The organism is Flavonifractor sp. An82, assembly GCF_002159265.1.
Taxonomy (GTDB): domain Bacteria; phylum Bacillota; class Clostridia; order Oscillospirales; family Oscillospiraceae; genus Flavonifractor.
Window position 1 is genome coordinate 77,404 of the sequence record NZ_NFHG01000002.1, and the last position, 16,132, is coordinate 93,535.

Sequence of the window (16,132 nt, forward strand, 5' to 3'; positions counted from 1 at the left end):
CCTAAATGACCGATTTATTTGAAAAATCCATTCAGACCCTGGAACTGCCCCGGGTACTGGAGCGCCTGGCGGACCAGGCGGTGACCGAGGAGGGCAAGGAGCGCTGCCTGGCCCTGCGGCCCATGACGGACCGGGACGACGTGCAGCGGGCTCTGGACGAGACCACCGCCGCGGTAAATATGACTACCCTGCGGGGCTCTCCCTCCTTCTCCGGCGTGCGGCCGGTGGGGGCCTCCCTCCAGCGGGCCAACATGGGGGGCGCCCTCAACACCCGGGAGCTGCTGGACATCGCCGCCGTCCTGCGGGCGGCCCGCTCCGCCAAGGAGTACGGCGAGGGAGAGGGAGACCGGTCCAAGAGCTGCATCGACCACTTGTTCCGCGCCCTCACCTCCAACCGGTTCCTGGAGGAGCGCATCACCGGCGCCATTGTAGGGGAGGATGAGATCGCTGACGCCGCCAGTCCCGAGCTGGCCTCCATCCGGCGGCATATCCGGGCCACCGCCTCCAAGGTGCGGGATATCCTGAACCGGCTGATCTCCTCCAACCAGTCCAAGTACCTCCAGGAGTCCATCATCACCCAGCGCAATGACCGCTATGTGGTGCCGGTGAAGTCGGAGCACAAGAACGACGTGCCCGGCCTGGTCCATGACGTGTCCTCCTCTGGCTCCACCTTCTTCATCGAGCCCATGGGGGTGGTCAAGGCCAACAATGAGCTGCGGGAGCTCCAGGCCAAGGAGGAAAAGGAGATCGAGCGCATCCTGGCGGAGCTGTCCGCCCAGTGCGCCCAGTACAGGGAGGACATTGCCCAGGACTACGACCTGCTGGTCATCCTGGACGTGATTTTTGCAAGGGCCCGGCTGGCCTACCGTATGCGGGCTGCCGCCCCCCGTCTGTCCGACCGGGGCCTCTACCTGCGGAAAGCCCGCCACCCTCTGCTGGACCCGGACAAGGCGGTGGCCAACGACCTGATGCTGGGGGAGGACTTCGATACCCTGGTGATCACCGGCCCCAATACCGGCGGTAAGACGGTTACCCTCAAGACCATCGGCCTTTTGACCCTGATGGCCCAGTGCGGCCTCCACATCCCCGTGGGGGACGACAGCTGTGTGAAAGTCTTTGACCGGGTGCTGTCCGATATCGGCGACGAGCAGTCTATTGCCCAGAGTTTGTCCACATTTTCTTCCCACATGGTGAATATTGTGGGAATTTTGAAGGAGGCGGACGAACATACCCTCATCCTCTTCGACGAGCTGGGGGCGGGCACCGACCCCATCGAGGGCGCCGCCCTGGCCGCCGCCATTATTGAAAGCGCACGGGAGATGGGGGCCCTGGTGGCCGCCACCACCCACTATGCCGAGTTGAAGGTGTACGCCATGACCACCCCGGGAGTGGAGAACGCATCCTGTGAGTTCAATGTGGACTCTCTGGCGCCCACCTACCGGCTGCTCATCGGCATCCCCGGCAAGTCCAACGCCTTCGCCATCTCCGAGCGGCTGGGCCTGCCCAAGGCTATTATCCAGAAGGCCGCCGCCCGCATCGACGCGGAGAATGTCCGCTTTGAGGACGTGCTCACCCAGCTGGATGAGCAGCGCCAGGAGATGGAGCGGGAGAAGGAGGCTGCCGCCAGGCTGCGCCGGGAGATGGAGGAGACCGCCAAAGCCTCCCGGGAGTACAAGGCCCAGATGGACCAGCAGCGCCAGAAGGCGGTGGAGAAGGCCCAGGCGGAGGCCCGGGCCATCCTGGACGAGGCCAGAGACACCGCCGACCAGGTGTTTAAAGAACTCAACGAGATGCGCCGCCGCCAGCGGAAGGAAGAGGACTGGCAGACCATCAACGACGAGCGGGCGGGTCTGCGTCACCGCCTCAACGAGGCGGAGGGCAAGCTGGGCCAGCGGCCCGAGGCCCCGGTGCCCCCGCCCACCCGTCCCGCCCAGAAGGGGGACACGGTGGAGCTGGTGAAGATGGGCACCCAGGCCACGGTGCTCTCCGTCAACAAGGACGGCTCTCTCCAGCTTCAGGCCGGTATCCTGAAGATCACCGCCAAGCAGGATGAGGTCCGGGTGGTGGAGGGTGAGAGCATCAAGGCTGCCAAGAAGGTGGTGGCCCGGGCCGAGCACAAGCTGCGCTCTCTGGGAGCCTCTCCCGAGGTGGACCTGCGGGGTATGATGACCGATGAGGCCATCGGGGCCCTGGATTTGTTCCTGGACAACGCGGTACTGGGCAAGCTCAACGAGGTGCGCATTATCCACGGCAAGGGCACCGGTGCGGTGCGCAAGGCGGTGCGGGAGCACCTCAAGCGCAGCCGCTATGTCAAGTCCTTCCGCCCCGGCCGTTACGGCGAGGGAGAAGACGGCGTAACCATTGCTGAGCTGCGTTGATAGACCTTTTCTTCGGGAAGGGAAGCAAAGACAGGCTGTTGGTCATTCAAAACAGATTCTTGCGCGGATTTTGTGCATTTTGTCATTGACGGTTTGGGATAAATTTGCTATCCTATAATACGAAGTATGCGAATGCATCTTGGGGGGAAACGCTATGTATATGAAAGAGGCAGTTGTGAACAACCAGGTCGGCCTGCACGCTAGACCGGCTACGTTCTTTATTCAGAAAGCCAATGAGTTCAAGAGCTCTATTTGGGTGGAGAAGGACGAGCGGAGAGTCAACGCCAAGAGCCTGCTGGGTGTGCTTTCTCTGGGGATCGTCAAGGGGACTTCCATCAACCTCATTGCAGACGGCCCCGATGAGAAGGAAGCCGTTGAGGCTCTGATCGAGCTGATCTCTTCCAACTTCTCCGAGTAAGCGACCAACGCGAGAGAAAAAAGCGCCGCATCAGCGGCGCTTTTTTTGATAATGGGGGTATGGATCGTGAGACCATCCGTGACGCCAAAGCCACAGAGACGAAGCGAACTGCGTATGCGCCTGGGCACGATCCTGTTCTGCCTGCGGCGGCGGGCCTTCTGGTATACCGGAGGTCTCCGCTTCGCACGGCCCAGGCCGGAACTGGAACTGCCCCACCTGTGGGCGGAGCACCGTACCCCGCTGTTCCGTCCGCTGCGAGGGGAGGAGATGACCCTGCAGCGCAACAAACTCACCAACCTCCGGCTGGCTCTGGCCCGGCTGGACGGGCTCACCCTTTTGCCGGGAGAGACCCTGTCCTTCTGGCGGGCGGTGGGCAAACCCACCCGGCGGAAGGGCTATGTGGAGGGGATGATTCTGCGCAACGGCCAGGTGACCGCCGGCGTGGGGGGCGGCATGTGCCAGATGACCAATCTGCTCTACTGGATGACCCTCCATACCCCGCTGACGGTGACCGAGCGGTGGCGGCATGGCTATGACGTCTTTCCCGATTGCAGTCGTACCCAGCCCTTCGGCAGCGGGGCCACCTGCTTTTATAACTACATGGACCTGATGGTGCGCAACGACACGGAGCATACCTGGCGTCTTACCCTCCGCCTTACCGAAACACATCTGGAGGGAGAGTGGCGGGCCGGCGTTCCCTGCGACAGAAGGTATGAGGTGTACGAAAAGGAGCACTATATCCAGGGGGAGTACTGGGGCGGTTTTACCCGGCACAACACTCTGTATCGCCGGTGCTTTACGCTGGAGGGGGAACTGCTGGCAGACGAATATGTGGTGGAAAATCACGCCATGATGATGTATGACCCCATGCTGCCCGGCAATACCCCGGAGACCACGGTTTCCAAGTAGGGAGGCTGGATTCCCGGCAGAAAGGAGGGCATGACGTACCTCTATGACCTTCGACGAACTGAAAGAAAAAGCCCATGCCCCATCCCCCCAAAAGCGCAGGGCGCTTTTGGGGACCCCCAGGGGATGATTTGACATCCTCGGGGCAAATGAATTGCCCCTGCGGCGAGGTTTGACCGTTGGCCAAACGCTCGGACGGCGCAAAGCGCCGGGTCGCTGGCGCTCCCGGCGGCAGGGCATAAGAAACCCGGCAGAAAGGAGGGCGTGTTCCGCTTCTATGACCTTCGACGAACTGAAAGAAAAAGCTCATGCCCTGCCGCTGAAGCCGGGCGTGTATATCATGCAGGACGCCAAGAACGTGGTCATCTACGTGGGTAAGGCCAAGGCCCTGAAAAACCGGGTGAGCCAGTACTTTGCCAACCTGGCCTCCCATACCGAAAAGACCCGGGCCATGGTGAGCCAGATCGACCACTTTGACGTCATCGTGGCCGATTCCGAGTTTGAGGCCCTGGTGCTGGAAAACTCCCTCATCAAGCGCCACCAGCCCCGGTACAACATCCTGCTCAAGGATGACAAGGGCTACCCCTACATTCGTCTGACGGTGAAGGAGGAGTACCCCAGGTTTTCCCTGGCCAACAGGGCGGCGGAGGACGGGGCCCGGTACTTCGGCCCCTATGGCAGCCGGGGCAATACCCAGAATATCATCGACGCGCTGCGCCTGGCCCTGAAGCTGCCCTCCTGCAGCAAAAAGTTCCCCCGGGACATCGGCAGGGAGCGGCCCTGCCTCAACTACCACATGGGCCAGTGCGACGGATACTGCCGGAAGGAGATGGACCAGAGCCGCTACCGGGAAGCCATCGACCAGGCCGTCCGCCTGCTGGAGGGCAAATTCCAGGAGGTGGGGGACGAACTGAAGGCGGAGATGGAACTGGCCGCCGAGGAGCTGCGCTTTGAGAAGGCTGCCGAGCTGCGGGACCGCTACCGGGCCATTGAGCTGCTGGGCAAGCGGCAGAAGGTGGTGGCGGGCTCCCTGGCCGACACCAACGTGGTGGGCTTCCACAAGGGGGAGGCCACCAAGAGCTGCTTTGTGGTGCTTCACTTTGTGGAGGGGGAGCTGGCCGCCAAGGACTGGGACCTGATCGATACCCCCATGGAGGAGGAAACTGCGGATATCCTGTCCGCCCTGGTGCGCCAGTATTACGGCGGCCGGGGCAGCCTGCCCCGGCAGATCCTGCTGCCCTGCGAGCTGGAGGATGAGGTGCCCCTGATGCGGATGTTCTCTGAGGAGGCAGGCCGCAAGGTGGAGCTGGTGACCCCCCAGCGGGGGGCCAAGATGGACCTGATCCGTCTGGCCAACAAGAACGCCGTGGAGGAAGTGGAGCGCTGGACCACCCGGGAAGAGCGGCAGAGCAAGCTGATGGAGCTGCTGGGCCGTATGCTGGACCTGGAGGAGCCGCCCCGGCGTATCGAGTCCTACGACATCTCCAACCAGGGGGCGGACGACATCGTGGCCTCCATGGTGGTGTATGTGAACGCCCGGCCTCTGAAGCGGGATTACCGCCACTTCAAGCTGAAGGACATGGACGGCCCCGACGACTATGCCTCCATGGAGCAGGTGCTGACGCGGCGGTTCAAGCGCTATCTGGATGGCGACGAGAAGTTTGCCGACAAGCCCGACCTGCTTCTCATCGACGGCGGCGTGAACCACGCCAATGTGGCGGTGAAGGTGCTGGAGGAGCTGAATCTTGCCATCCCGGTCTTCGGCATGGTGAAGGACGACCGCCACCGCACCCGTGCTCTGGTCACCCCCGAAGGGAAGGAGATCGGCATCCAGGGCAACCAGGCCATTTTCTCCCTCATCGGCCAGATCCAGGAGGAGACCCACCGCTTTGCCATTGAATTCCACCGCCAGCAGCAGAACCAGCGGGTGAAGGGTTCCGTGCTGGACCAGATCCCCGGTGTGGGGGAGAAGCGGCGGAGCGACCTGCTCAAACACTTCAAGAGCGTCAAGAAGATCCGGGAGGCTACCCAGGCCCAGCTGGCAGAGGTGGTCCCGAAACATACCGCCCAGGCGGTCTACGACTATTTTCATCCGAAAGGGGAACAGCCCACATGAGAGTGATCACCGGAATCGCCCGGGGCCGGAAGCTGAAGGAGCTGCCCGGTCTGGAGACCCGGCCTACCACCGACAAGGTGAAGGAGTCGGTATTCAACATCGTTCAGTTTGATATCGAGGGCCGGCAGGTGCTGGACCTGTTTGCCGGTACCGGCCAGATGGGCATCGAGGCCCTGTCCCGGGGGGCGGCCTTCTGCACCTTCGTGGACCTGCGAAAGGAGGCCGCAGCGGTGGTGCGGGAGAATCTGGCCCACACCAAGCTGGCCGAGCACGCCCGTGTAATCCAGGGGGATTACATGGCCTTTCTCACCGGCAGCCGGGAAAAATTTGATCTGGTTTTCCTGGACCCGCCCTACAACACCGGCATGCTGGAAAAGGCCCTTGAGACCATTGCCAAGATTGACATTATGACGGAGAATGGTATAATAGTCTGCGAAAGCGCTGCCGAAGCGGTGCTGCCGGAGCTGGAGGCCCCCTATGAGAAGGGCCGGGAATACCGCTACGGCAAGATCAAGCTGACCCTCTACCACCGCGCCAACGGCAACAGGATGTGAGACCTTTATGAAAACTGCGATCTACCCAGGCAGTTTTGACCCCATCACGCTGGGGCACCTGAATATCATCAAGCGGGCGGCGGTCTGCTTTGACCGGCTTATCGTCTGCGTGCTGGTGAACTCGGAGAAGGTGAACCGGGGCCTGTTCACGCCGGAGGAGCGCACCGAGCTCATCCGTAAGGTAGTGGCCAAGCTGCCCAATGTGGAGGTGGACTGTTCCTCCACCCTGCTGGCGGAGTACGCCCGGCAGAAGAAGGCGTGTACCCTGGTGAAGGGCCTGCGTGCCGTGTCCGACTATGAGAACGAGCTGCAGATGGCCCTCATCAACCGGAAACTCAATCCCAGGCTGGAGACCATGTTTTTGCCCTCCAGCGCCAAATACACCTATGTCAGCTCCAGCGTGGTCAAGGAAATGGCCCGTTACGGGGCGGATCTGTCGGACTTTGTGCCCCGCGAGATCATCGAGGACGTCCGGCAAAAAATCGAAAGCGGGAGGGATCGCTGATGGCTACCGGTGTGGAAGAACTGCTGGATATGCTCTATGAGATGATCGAAGAAGCAAAGAATATGCCGCTGAGCAGCGATAAATGTATTCTGGAACGGGACAAGGCTCTGGACCTGCTGGATGAGGTGCGGGGCCAGTTCCCCATGGAACTCAACGAGGCCAAGAAGCTGATTGCCGCCCGTACCGACTATATCAATTCCGCCAAGCGGGAGGCCGAGCTCATCCGCAAGCAGGCGGAGGAGCAGGCCCGGCAGATGGTGTCGGAGAACGAGCTGCTGGCCCAGACCAAGCAGAAGGCCAACGAGATGATGCGCACCGCCGAGGAGCGCAGCCGCGACCTGCGCAAGGCGGCCAACGACTACTGTGAAGACGCCCTGCGCCGCACCGAGGAGGCAGTGGCCGAGGCTTACGACGAGATCAAGAAATCCCGGGCCCGGTTCCGTGCGGTGGCCGGCGGTGGCGGTGTGCCCCAGAACAGCCGCCAGCCCTATGACGCCGAGGCGGATGAATAGAAAATCAGGTCTCCCCACCGCGCTGCGGTGGGGAGATTTTTTCCGTTCGGCCAGTGGGGTACATATTTACATAACACAATAAAATTGTGACTTTTTCAGCACCATACCACCAGGTATGGTGCTTTTTTCTTTGGAACGACAACCAAAAGAACTCGAACATTTGTTTTTGATGCAAAAAAGCACGGGTTTCGCAGGAAAATGCGGGAGTTTTGTGGTTAAAAAAGAGTAAAAAACTATTGCAATTCCGTTACAGAACATTTATACTGAAGGAGACGGTGGAGCGAAATGGGGGAAAACCCCGCTCAAATCCACCAAAGTGGAGGGGAGTGAAGGGCGTGACCGGCACCTACGAGCACAGCATCGACGGCAAGGGACGCCTGTTCATTCCTGCAAAACTCCGGGAGGAGTTGGGGGTTACCTTCTATCTGGCCATGGGTGTGGACGCATGCCTGGCCATCTATCCCCAATCCACCTGGGACCGGTTTACAGAAAAGTTTGCCTCCCTCCCCATGAGTCAGTCCAAGGCCATGCGCCCCCTCTTCGCCAACGCAGCCAAGTGCGAGCTGGACAGCCAGGGCCGCATCGTGGTGCCCCAGAAGCTGCGCAAGTACGCCGGTCTGGACAAGGACGTGGTCATCATCGGCGTCAACGACCGGGCTGAGATCTGGAGTGCCGATGCCTGGCAGGCCCAGGAGGAGGAAGAGATGACGCCGGAGAAAATGTCCGCCTGTATGGAGATGTTGGGGTTCTGAGATGAGTGAAGCAGGTTTTTCCCACAAGCCGGTTTTGCTGGCAGAATGTATCGAGGCCCTGAACATCCGGCCGGACGGCGTCTATCTGGATGGTACCCTGGGCCGGGCGGGCCACAGCCGGGAGATCGCAAAGAAGCTGACCACCGGCCGGCTCATCTGCGTGGACCGTGACCAGGCGGCTCTGGATGCCGCCCAGGAGCGGCTGGCCCCCTGGATGGATAAGGTCACGCTGGTCCACAGCAATTTCTGTGAGCTGGATGCCATTCTGGACGGACTGGGCCTGTCCGGTGTGGACGGTATGCTCTTTGATCTGGGGGTGTCCTCCCCCCAGCTGGACGACGCCGCCAGAGGCTTTTCCTACATGGCGGACGCCCCGCTGGACATGCGGATGGACAAGTCCGATGCCCTCACCGCCCGGACGGTGGTGAACGAATGGCCCCAGGAGGAGCTGCGGCGCATTCTGTGGCAGTACGGCGAGGAGCGGTACTCCTCCGCCATTGCTGGAGCCATTGTCCGCGCGCGGGAGAACAAGCCGGTGGAGACCACCTTGGAGCTGGTGGACATCATCAAAAGCGCCATGCCGGCCGCTGCCCTGCGGGAGAAGCAGCACCCGGCCAAGCGGTCCTTCCAGGCTATCCGCATCGCGGTGAATGATGAGCTGGGCTCGGTGGACAAAATGGTGCGCTCCGCGGTGCCCCGTCTCAATCCCGGCGGACGCCTGGCGATCATCTCCTTCCACTCGCTGGAGGACCGCATCGTCAAAAACGGACTGGCGGAATACGCCAAGGGCTGTACCTGCCCGCCGGACTTCCCGGTATGTGTGTGCGGGAAAAAGCCCCAGATCAAGCTGGTGAACCGGAAACCCATCGTTTCCGGTCCCCAAGAGCTGGAAGAGAATCCCCGGGCCCGCAGCGCCAAGCTGCGGGTAGCGGAAAAGCTGAGAGAGAGATAACGGCAGATTTACGAATGAGAATGGAGTGGAGCAGCCATGGCAACTGCCGTGAAGCGCAGAAGATATTCCAAGTACGACACCATCCCCTTCAACGTATATGACGGCTCTGCGGCACGGCAGCTCCAGCAGGAGGAGGTCCTTCAGCCCCGACCGCTGGTCCGGCCCAGAGAGCGCGCGGTGGTCCGGCCCAAGGTCCGGGTGCGGGAGGCAGGAGCGGTTTCCCCCTTTGCGGTGGTCGGTTTCCTGGCGGTGGCCGCCTTTGCGGTCCTGCTGCTGTTCAGCTATGTGCAGCTGGCTGAGATCTCCGAGCAGGTGGTGAGCCTGCGGTCCGATCTGACCTCTCTCAAGACCGAGGAGGCCAAGCTGCGGGCCCAGTACGAGCTGGCCTACGACCTGGACACCATCGAGAGCACCCTGACCGCCGACAACAGTATGGTCAAGCCCCAGAACGGTCAGGTCATCTATGTGGATCTGTCCGAACCGGACACCGTGACCTATTTTGAGGAGGAGAACACAGCCGCCGGCCTGGAGGGGGCTGTGGAGGGCGTCCGGTCCATCATCACGGAGATCGTGGAATATTTCAGATGAGCCGCGCCATATACTGCATCGGCAGACAATAGAGAGAAACGGGCTGCCCCATACGGCTGCCCCGGAACAAGTAGTGTAAAGAGAGGGCGTAAGAAAAGAGATTTTCTTACGCCCTCCTGCGATATTGCCCGGTATCTCCGGGTCCGAACCGTTTTATGATTCCCAAGCGAGGTGAGCCGCGTATGGCACAAAGAAAAAGAGGCAACCGCATTGTTCGGCAGCGGCCGGACCGGCGCGCCAACCGTACCATTTTGATCCGCAGCCTGTTTTTGATGGCCATCTTTGGACTGCTGGCCTTTATTCCGCTGTTTGTCAAGCTCTGGCAGATCCAGATCAGCCAGCACGACTACTATCAGGACCTGGCGGTCAAGCAGCAGACTCGGGACAGCACCGTCACCGCCAACCGGGGCACCATCTACGACAGCAAGGGTGAAGTGCTGGCCATGAGCGCCACGGTGTATGACGTGCAGCTCTCCCCCCGGGACCTGCAGGAGACCCTGGAGACCTACCAGGAGAAAGTGGAGAAGGCCCAGGAGGATGGCGGAAAGCTGCCAGACTACCCGGAGCCCACCGACCAGTTTATTGCCGAGAACCTGGCTGCTATTCTGGACCTGGAGGTGGACGACGTGCTGGACCACCTGCAGAATAAAAACTCCCAGTACGAGATCATCAAAAAGAAGATCGAGCCGGAGGAGTCGGAGGCGGTCCAGGAGTTTATCACCGAGAACCACCTGTCCCACGGCATCTATCTGATGCCCACCAGCAAGCGGTACTACCCCAAGGGCAGTCTGGCCGCCCAGGTGGTGGGCTGGGTCAACCCCAACCTGGATAATCAGGGCGCCTACGGCCTGGAGGCCCAGTTCGAGAGTATCCTCTCCGGCCAGACCGGCCGGGTGGTCACCGCCAAGGACGGCGTGGGTACCGAGCTGCTCTACCGGTTTGAGGACTACTACGACGCCACCGATGGCAGCAACCTGACCCTCACCATTGATTCCACCATCCAGTCCTACTGTGAGAGCATCCTCCAGGAGGGCGTGGAGCAGTTTGAGGTCCAGAATGGCGGCTTCTGTATCGCCATGGACCCCAACACCGGTGCCATCCTAGGCTGGGCCAACTCCCCCAGCTTTGACCCCAACGATCCCTGGGACGTCAGCGACCCGGTGCTCCTCCAGTATCTGGAGGACATCAAGAGCGGGGAATATACCAAGGAGGAGGCCTACCAGAAGGCTCTGGCGGAGGGTGCCTCCACCGAGGAGGCCTACGAGGATGCGGTGAGCGCGGCGGAGACCGAGGTTCTCACCACCCAGTGGACCAACCGTGCTGTGCGCCTGTCCTATGAGCCAGGCTCCACCTTCAAGTGTATGGTGCTGGCTGCCGCCCTGGAAGAGGGCGTGGTCAGCGAGAGCGACCATTTCTACTGCTCCGGCAGCGTGGCGGTGGAGGGCTGGAACGGCCCTCCCATCCGCTGCTCCGACCGGGACGGTCACGGAGATCAGGATCTGGCCAAGGCTGTGGCCAACTCCTGTAACCCGGCCTTCATCGCCATCGGCCAGAAGCTGGGAGCGGAGAAATTCTATGACTATCTGGAGGACTTCGGCTTCCTGGAGCCCACCAACATCGACATGCAGGGCGAGCCTACCGGCGGCGGCCAGATCATCTGGAGTCGGGAGTCCTTCACCAACGTGAACCTGGCAACTGCTTCCTTCGGTCAGCGCTTCCAGGTCACCCCCCTGCAGCTCATCACCGCCGCCTCCTCCGTGGTCAACGGCGGTCACCTGATGCAGCCCTACGTAGTGAGCCAGATCACCGATGCCGACGGCAATGTGCTCCAGCACACCGAGCCCACCGAGGTGCGCCAGGTCATCAGCGAGCAGACCAGCGAGCGGTGTCGGGCCATTCTGGAGAAGGTGGTGGACGGCGGCACCGGTAAGAACGCCGCCGTGGAGGGCTACCGCATCGGCGGCAAGACCGGCTCCTCCGAGACCACCGAGGACGACCGCACCATCGTCTCCTTCCTGGGCTTTGCCCCGGCGGACGATCCCCAAGTGGTCATCCTGCTGGCCTACGATAATCCCAAGCCCGCCTATCCCGGCGGCAATACCACCGCAGGTGGCTGGTACATCAGCGGCGGCAACATGGCGGCCATCAAGGCCGGCGAGCTGTTGGAGAAGATCCTGGACTATCTGGGCGTGGAGAAGAGCTACTCCGCCACCGCAGACGTGCTGGTGCCCAACCTGACCGGCCTCAATCTGGCGGACGCCACCTCCGCGCTGAAGAAGAACAATCTCTCCATCCGGGTGGTGGGCGACGGCGATACCGTCACCGGCCAGATCCCCGCCAACGGGGCCTCCATCCCCGGCGGCAGCGAAGTGGTGGTCTACATGGGGGCTGAAGTGCCCACCGACCAGGTCACAGTGCCCAACCTGGACGGCCTGAGTATGGATCAGGCCAAGGAGAAGCTGTCGGCCCTGGGCCTCTACCTGAAAGCCACCGGCGCCACCGAGTATGGCGCCAACCTGGTGGCCTACGATCAATCCATCGCAGCCGGCACCAGCGTGGACCGGGGTACCACCATTGAGGTGCGCTTCACCGACTCCACGGCCAGCGGCGCAGGCCTGTAACACGCAGAAAGCGGGGTGTGTGCATGAAGCTGAATGACGTGCTGGCGGGCGTGCCCCTCACGTCTGGGAACATCCAGGATGTGGAAATTACCGGCGTATGCTACGACACCCGAACCATGAGCCCCGGCTGTCTCTTTGTGGCGCTGCCGGGCTACAAGACCGACGGACATAAATTTATTCAAACTGCTCTGGAACGGGGGGCGGCGGCAGTGCTCTGCCGCCGCCCCCCGGAGAGGGAGGGGCCCTGGCTGACCACTCCCGATCCCCGGGCGGCTCTGGCCATGGCTTCTGCCAACTGGTTTGACCATCCGGCCAGGGAGCTGACGGTGCTGGCAGTCACCGGCACCAACGGCAAGACCACCACCACCTACCTCCTTAAAGCCATGCTGGAGGGGGTGCTGGGAGCCAAGGTGGGGCTCATCGGTACCAATCAGAATATGATCGGCGACCAGGTTTTGCCCGCCCACCGTACCACCCCGGAGTCCTGGGAGGTACAGCATCTGCTGCGGCAGATGGCGGACGCCGGGTGCAGCCATGTGGTGATGGAGGCATCCTCCCACGCCCTGGTTCTCCATCGCCTGGATGGCATCCGTTTTGCGGCGGGCATCTTCACCAACCTGACTCAGGATCATCTGGATTTCCACCGCACTATGGAGGCCTACCGTCAGGCCAAGGGACTGCTGTTCCGCCAGTGTGACCGGGCGGTGCTCAACCTGGACGATGAGGCGGGTCGGTACTATGCCGATACCGTTCCCTGCCCAGCCTTTACCTATTCCGAGTGCCGGGACGAGGCGGACCTCACCGCCAAGAACCTGCGGCTCTTTCCCGACCGGGTGGAGTTTGAGGCGGTGACCATGGACGCCATTGCCCGGATCAAATTGCCCATTCCCGGCGGATTTACCATCTACAACGCTCTGGGCGTCATCTCCTGCGGCCTGACTCTGGGTCTGCCCCTGGGGCAGATCGCAGCTGCTTTGGCCCGCGCCAGGGGGGTGAAGGGCCGCATTGAGGTGGTCCCTGTCCCGGCAGACTACACGGTGCTCATCGACTACGCCCACACCCCGGATGCCCTGGAGAATATCCTCACAACGGTCCGGGATTTTACAAAGGGGCGGGTGATCTGCCTCTTTGGCTGCGGCGGGGACCGGGACCGGTCCAAGCGGCCCCAAATGGGAGCCATTGCCGGACAGCTGGCCGACGTGGCGGTGGTGACCTCTGACAACCCCCGTACAGAGGAGCCGGAGGCCATCATCCGGGATGTCTTGGCCGGCATGGCGGGCACTCAGGCCCAGCGACATGTGGAGCCTGACCGCAGAAAGGCCATCTCCCTGGCCCTCTCCCTTGCCCGGACGGGAGATACGGTGGTGCTGGCAGGAAAGGGCCACGAGACCTACCAGGAGATCAACGGTGTGGAGCACCATCTGGACGAACGGGAGGAAGTGGCGGCCTTTTTTGCAAAAGCAGGGAGCAAGTTTGTTGCATTTTAGAGTGGAAACCCGTGGCGGTCTGTGATAAAATACCACGTTGGTCCATTGATGCGGACAAAAATCGAGCTGTAAGAGGCTTTGGAGGTTCAAAAGAGATGTTGAGGATCGTCATCAGCTGCCTGATCGGGTTCGTGGTGGCCGCCCTGGCGGGGCGGATCCTGATCCCCGTGCTGCGGAGCATGAAGGCCGGCCAGTCCATCAAGGAGATCGGCCCCACCTGGCACATGTCCAAACAGGGCACCCCCACCATGGGCGGGCTCATGTTCATCATTGCCGCCATCGTGGCGGTAGCCGCCCTGGGCTGGCAGGATTTTGCCGCCGGAACCTTCGGCGGCGGCTTTGTACTGGTGTTTGCCCTGGTGTTCGGTGTTATCGGCTACATTGACGACTATTTTAAGGTGAAAAAGCACGAGAATACCGGTCTGACCGCCCCCCAGAAGTTTATTCTTCAGCTGGCGGCGGCCATTCTGTTCACCGTGCTTATGCGCAATTTCGGCTACCTGACCCCGGATCTGTATATCCCCTTCTTCAATGTGACCCTGTCGGTGCCCTGGCCCCTGTACATGGTCTTTGCCGCTTTCGTTATGGTGGGCTGCGTCAATGCCGTCAACATCACCGACGGCATCGACGGCCTGGCCAGCGGCGTTACCATGCCGGTGATGCTCTTCTTTACCGCTGTGGCCTGCTGGTGGGGACACTATGAGCTGGGCATCTTCTCCGCCGCCCTGCTGGGCGGCCTGGCCGGATTTTTGATCTACAACTTCCATCCGGCCAAGGTGTTTATGGGTGATACCGGCTCCCTCTTCCTGGGGGGCGCGGTGTGCGGCCTGGCCTTTGCCCTGGATATTCCCCTGGTGCTCATCCTGGTGGGAATCATCTACATTGCGGAGACTCTGTCTGATATTATACAGGTTGGATACTTCAAACTCACCCACGGCAAGCGGATCTTCCGCATGGCCCCCCTGCATCACCACCTGGAGATGGGCGGCTGGAGCGAAGTGAAGCTGTTCTGCGTCTTCACCGGGATCACCCTGGTGATGTGCGCGCTGGCGTTCTGGGGGGTCATGTACCGCTGAGGACGAAGTACCACCCGGTAAGGAGGTGACGCTGCCATGAAAAAACGCAGACGGGACCTGACGGTCATGCAGCAGCTGGCCCGGGGCCCCATTGATATTCCCTTTCTGATGCTGGTGGTGATTCTCACCGTCATCGGCGTCATCATGGTGTTTTCTGCCTCCTATCCCACTGCCATGAACGAGGGGCTCAGCCCCACCAACTACTTTTTCAAGCAGGCCACCTTCGGCGGCGTGGGTCTGGTGGCCATGTATCTGATCTCCAAGATCAACTACCAGACCTTCCGGGGCCTGTCCGTCTTTGTGCTGGCCATCTCCATTATCCTGCTGGTGCTGGTTATCCCCTTCGGCTACGGCCGGAGCACCGTGGGCGCCCAGCGGTGGATCAGCCTGCCCATCATCGGCGGCTTCCAGCCCTCGGAGATTGCCAAGGTGGGCGTCATTATGTATTTTGCCGCCCGCCTGTCCAAGCGCAACACCGAAAAGCACAAGCGCCTGCCCCCCCGCCATCCCCTCAGCGGCCTCTATGCCTGGCTGGATGAGAAGGGAGTGCTGGAGCCCATCCCTTACTTTGTGGTTCTGGGTCTGGTGGCTATTCTCATGCTGATGGAGCCCCATATGTCGGGTACCATTCTGGTGCTGATGGGGGGCGCGTCGGTGCTCTTTGCCGCCGGCATCCGATTGTACTGGTTCATCGGCGGCGGTACCGCTGCCGCAGCCGGACTGTTTTTTATTATGACCCAGACCAGCTACATGGCCACCCGTCTGGCCATCTGGAAGGATCCCTGGAACGACGGTATGAACGGTCGGGGCAGCGGCTTCCAGACCATTCAGTCCCTGTACGCCATCGGCTCCGGCGGCCTGCTGGGCGTGGGCCTGGGAAAGAGCCGCCAGAAATTCCTCTACCTGCCCGAGTCGGAGAACGACTACATCTTTTCCATCGTCTGCGAGGAGCTGGGCTTCATCGGGGCGGCCATCATCATCCTGCTCTTTGTGCTGCTGATCATCCGGGGCTATTGGATTGCTGTCCATGCCCGGGACCGGTTCGGCGCTCTGCTGGTGGTGGGTATCACCACCCTGACGGCGGTGCAGGTCTTCCTGAACATCGCCGTGGTCACCAACCTGATCCCCTCCACCGGTATCTCTCTGCCCTTCTTCAGCTACGGCGGTACGGCATTGATGATCCAGCTGGGCGAGATGGGAATGGTACTATCAGTCTCAAGACAGATCCCAGCGCCCAAACAAGAATAGTGCGATTGCAGGAGGGAAA

At 61.4% G+C, this 16,132-nt stretch carries 14 protein-coding genes; all 14 read left to right on the forward strand.

All coding sequences use genetic code 11. From position 1 onward, the window contains the following. Positions 1 to 5 precede the first annotated feature (5 nt). The 14 genes from B5G34_RS04040 (at position 6) to B5G34_RS04105 (ending at position 16,113) form a co-directional block, all read left to right on the forward strand. The gene (locus tag B5G34_RS04040) at positions 6 to 2,378 is read left to right on the forward strand and encodes an endonuclease MutS2 (protein ID WP_087334522.1); all 2,373 of its coding nucleotides are present in this window, start codon (positions 6 to 8) and stop codon (positions 2,376 to 2,378) included. Between the two features lie 154 nt (positions 2,379 to 2,532). Then, a complete protein-coding gene (locus tag B5G34_RS04045; RefSeq protein ID WP_007495691.1) occupies positions 2,533 to 2,796 on the forward strand; it encodes an HPr family phosphocarrier protein in 264 nt (87 codons plus the stop codon). Between the two features lie 114 nt (positions 2,797 to 2,910). Then, the gene (locus B5G34_RS04050) at positions 2,911 to 3,705 is read left to right on the forward strand and encodes a VanW family protein (protein WP_242956826.1); all 795 of its coding nucleotides are present in this window, start codon (positions 2,911 to 2,913) and stop codon (positions 3,703 to 3,705) included. Positions 3,706 to 3,979: 274 nt separating this feature from the next. Further along, entirely contained in the window at positions 3,980 to 5,818 is a 1,839-nt protein-coding gene (gene uvrC, locus B5G34_RS04055; RefSeq protein WP_087334526.1) for an excinuclease ABC subunit UvrC, read from the forward strand. Next, entirely contained in the window at positions 5,815 to 6,372 is a 558-nt protein-coding gene (rsmD, locus tag B5G34_RS04060; RefSeq protein ID WP_087334528.1) for a 16S rRNA (guanine(966)-N(2))-methyltransferase RsmD, read from the forward strand. Before uvrC ends, rsmD begins: the two co-directional genes overlap by 4 nt. A gap of 7 nt (positions 6,373 to 6,379) precedes the next feature. Next, positions 6,380 to 6,877: a pantetheine-phosphate adenylyltransferase gene (gene coaD, locus B5G34_RS04065; protein WP_087334530.1), complete on the forward strand. Its 498-nt coding sequence runs from the start codon at positions 6,380 to 6,382 to the stop codon at positions 6,875 to 6,877. Further along, positions 6,877 to 7,389 carry a hypothetical protein gene (locus tag B5G34_RS04070; protein ID WP_087334532.1) on the forward strand — a complete coding sequence of 171 codons (513 nt, stop codon included), beginning with the start codon at positions 6,877 to 6,879 and terminating at the stop codon, positions 7,387 to 7,389. The genes coaD and B5G34_RS04070 overlap by 1 nt, the downstream gene beginning before the upstream one ends. 335 nt (positions 7,390 to 7,724) lie before the next feature. Next, complete coding sequence (gene mraZ, locus B5G34_RS04075; protein WP_087334870.1) at positions 7,725 to 8,141, forward strand: division/cell wall cluster transcriptional repressor MraZ; 417 nt, start codon at positions 7,725 to 7,727, stop codon at positions 8,139 to 8,141. A 1-nt stretch (position 8,142) separates the two neighbouring features. Then, complete coding sequence (gene rsmH / locus B5G34_RS04080; RefSeq protein WP_087334534.1) at positions 8,143 to 9,093, forward strand: 16S rRNA (cytosine(1402)-N(4))-methyltransferase RsmH; 951 nt, start codon at positions 8,143 to 8,145, stop codon at positions 9,091 to 9,093. Positions 9,094 to 9,129: 36 nt separating this feature from the next. Next, positions 9,130 to 9,681 carry a hypothetical protein gene (locus B5G34_RS04085; protein WP_087334536.1) on the forward strand — a complete coding sequence of 184 codons (552 nt, stop codon included), beginning with the start codon at positions 9,130 to 9,132 and terminating at the stop codon, positions 9,679 to 9,681. A 182-nt stretch (positions 9,682 to 9,863) separates the two neighbouring features. Then, a complete protein-coding gene (locus tag B5G34_RS04090) occupies positions 9,864 to 12,302 on the forward strand; it encodes a penicillin-binding transpeptidase domain-containing protein (RefSeq protein ID WP_087334538.1) in 2,439 nt (812 codons plus the stop codon). A gap of 23 nt (positions 12,303 to 12,325) precedes the next feature. After that, entirely contained in the window at positions 12,326 to 13,789 is a 1,464-nt protein-coding gene (locus B5G34_RS04095) for a UDP-N-acetylmuramoyl-L-alanyl-D-glutamate--2,6-diaminopimelate ligase (protein ID WP_087334540.1), read from the forward strand. Positions 13,790 to 13,884: 95 nt separating this feature from the next. After that, complete coding sequence (gene mraY / locus B5G34_RS04100; protein ID WP_087334542.1) at positions 13,885 to 14,865, forward strand: phospho-N-acetylmuramoyl-pentapeptide-transferase; 981 nt, start codon at positions 13,885 to 13,887, stop codon at positions 14,863 to 14,865. Between the two features lie 36 nt (positions 14,866 to 14,901). Continuing rightward, positions 14,902 to 16,113, forward strand: coding sequence for a putative peptidoglycan glycosyltransferase FtsW (locus B5G34_RS04105; RefSeq protein ID WP_242956827.1), 1,212 nt, complete (start codon positions 14,902 to 14,904; stop codon positions 16,111 to 16,113). Positions 16,114 to 16,132 lie beyond the last annotated feature (19 nt).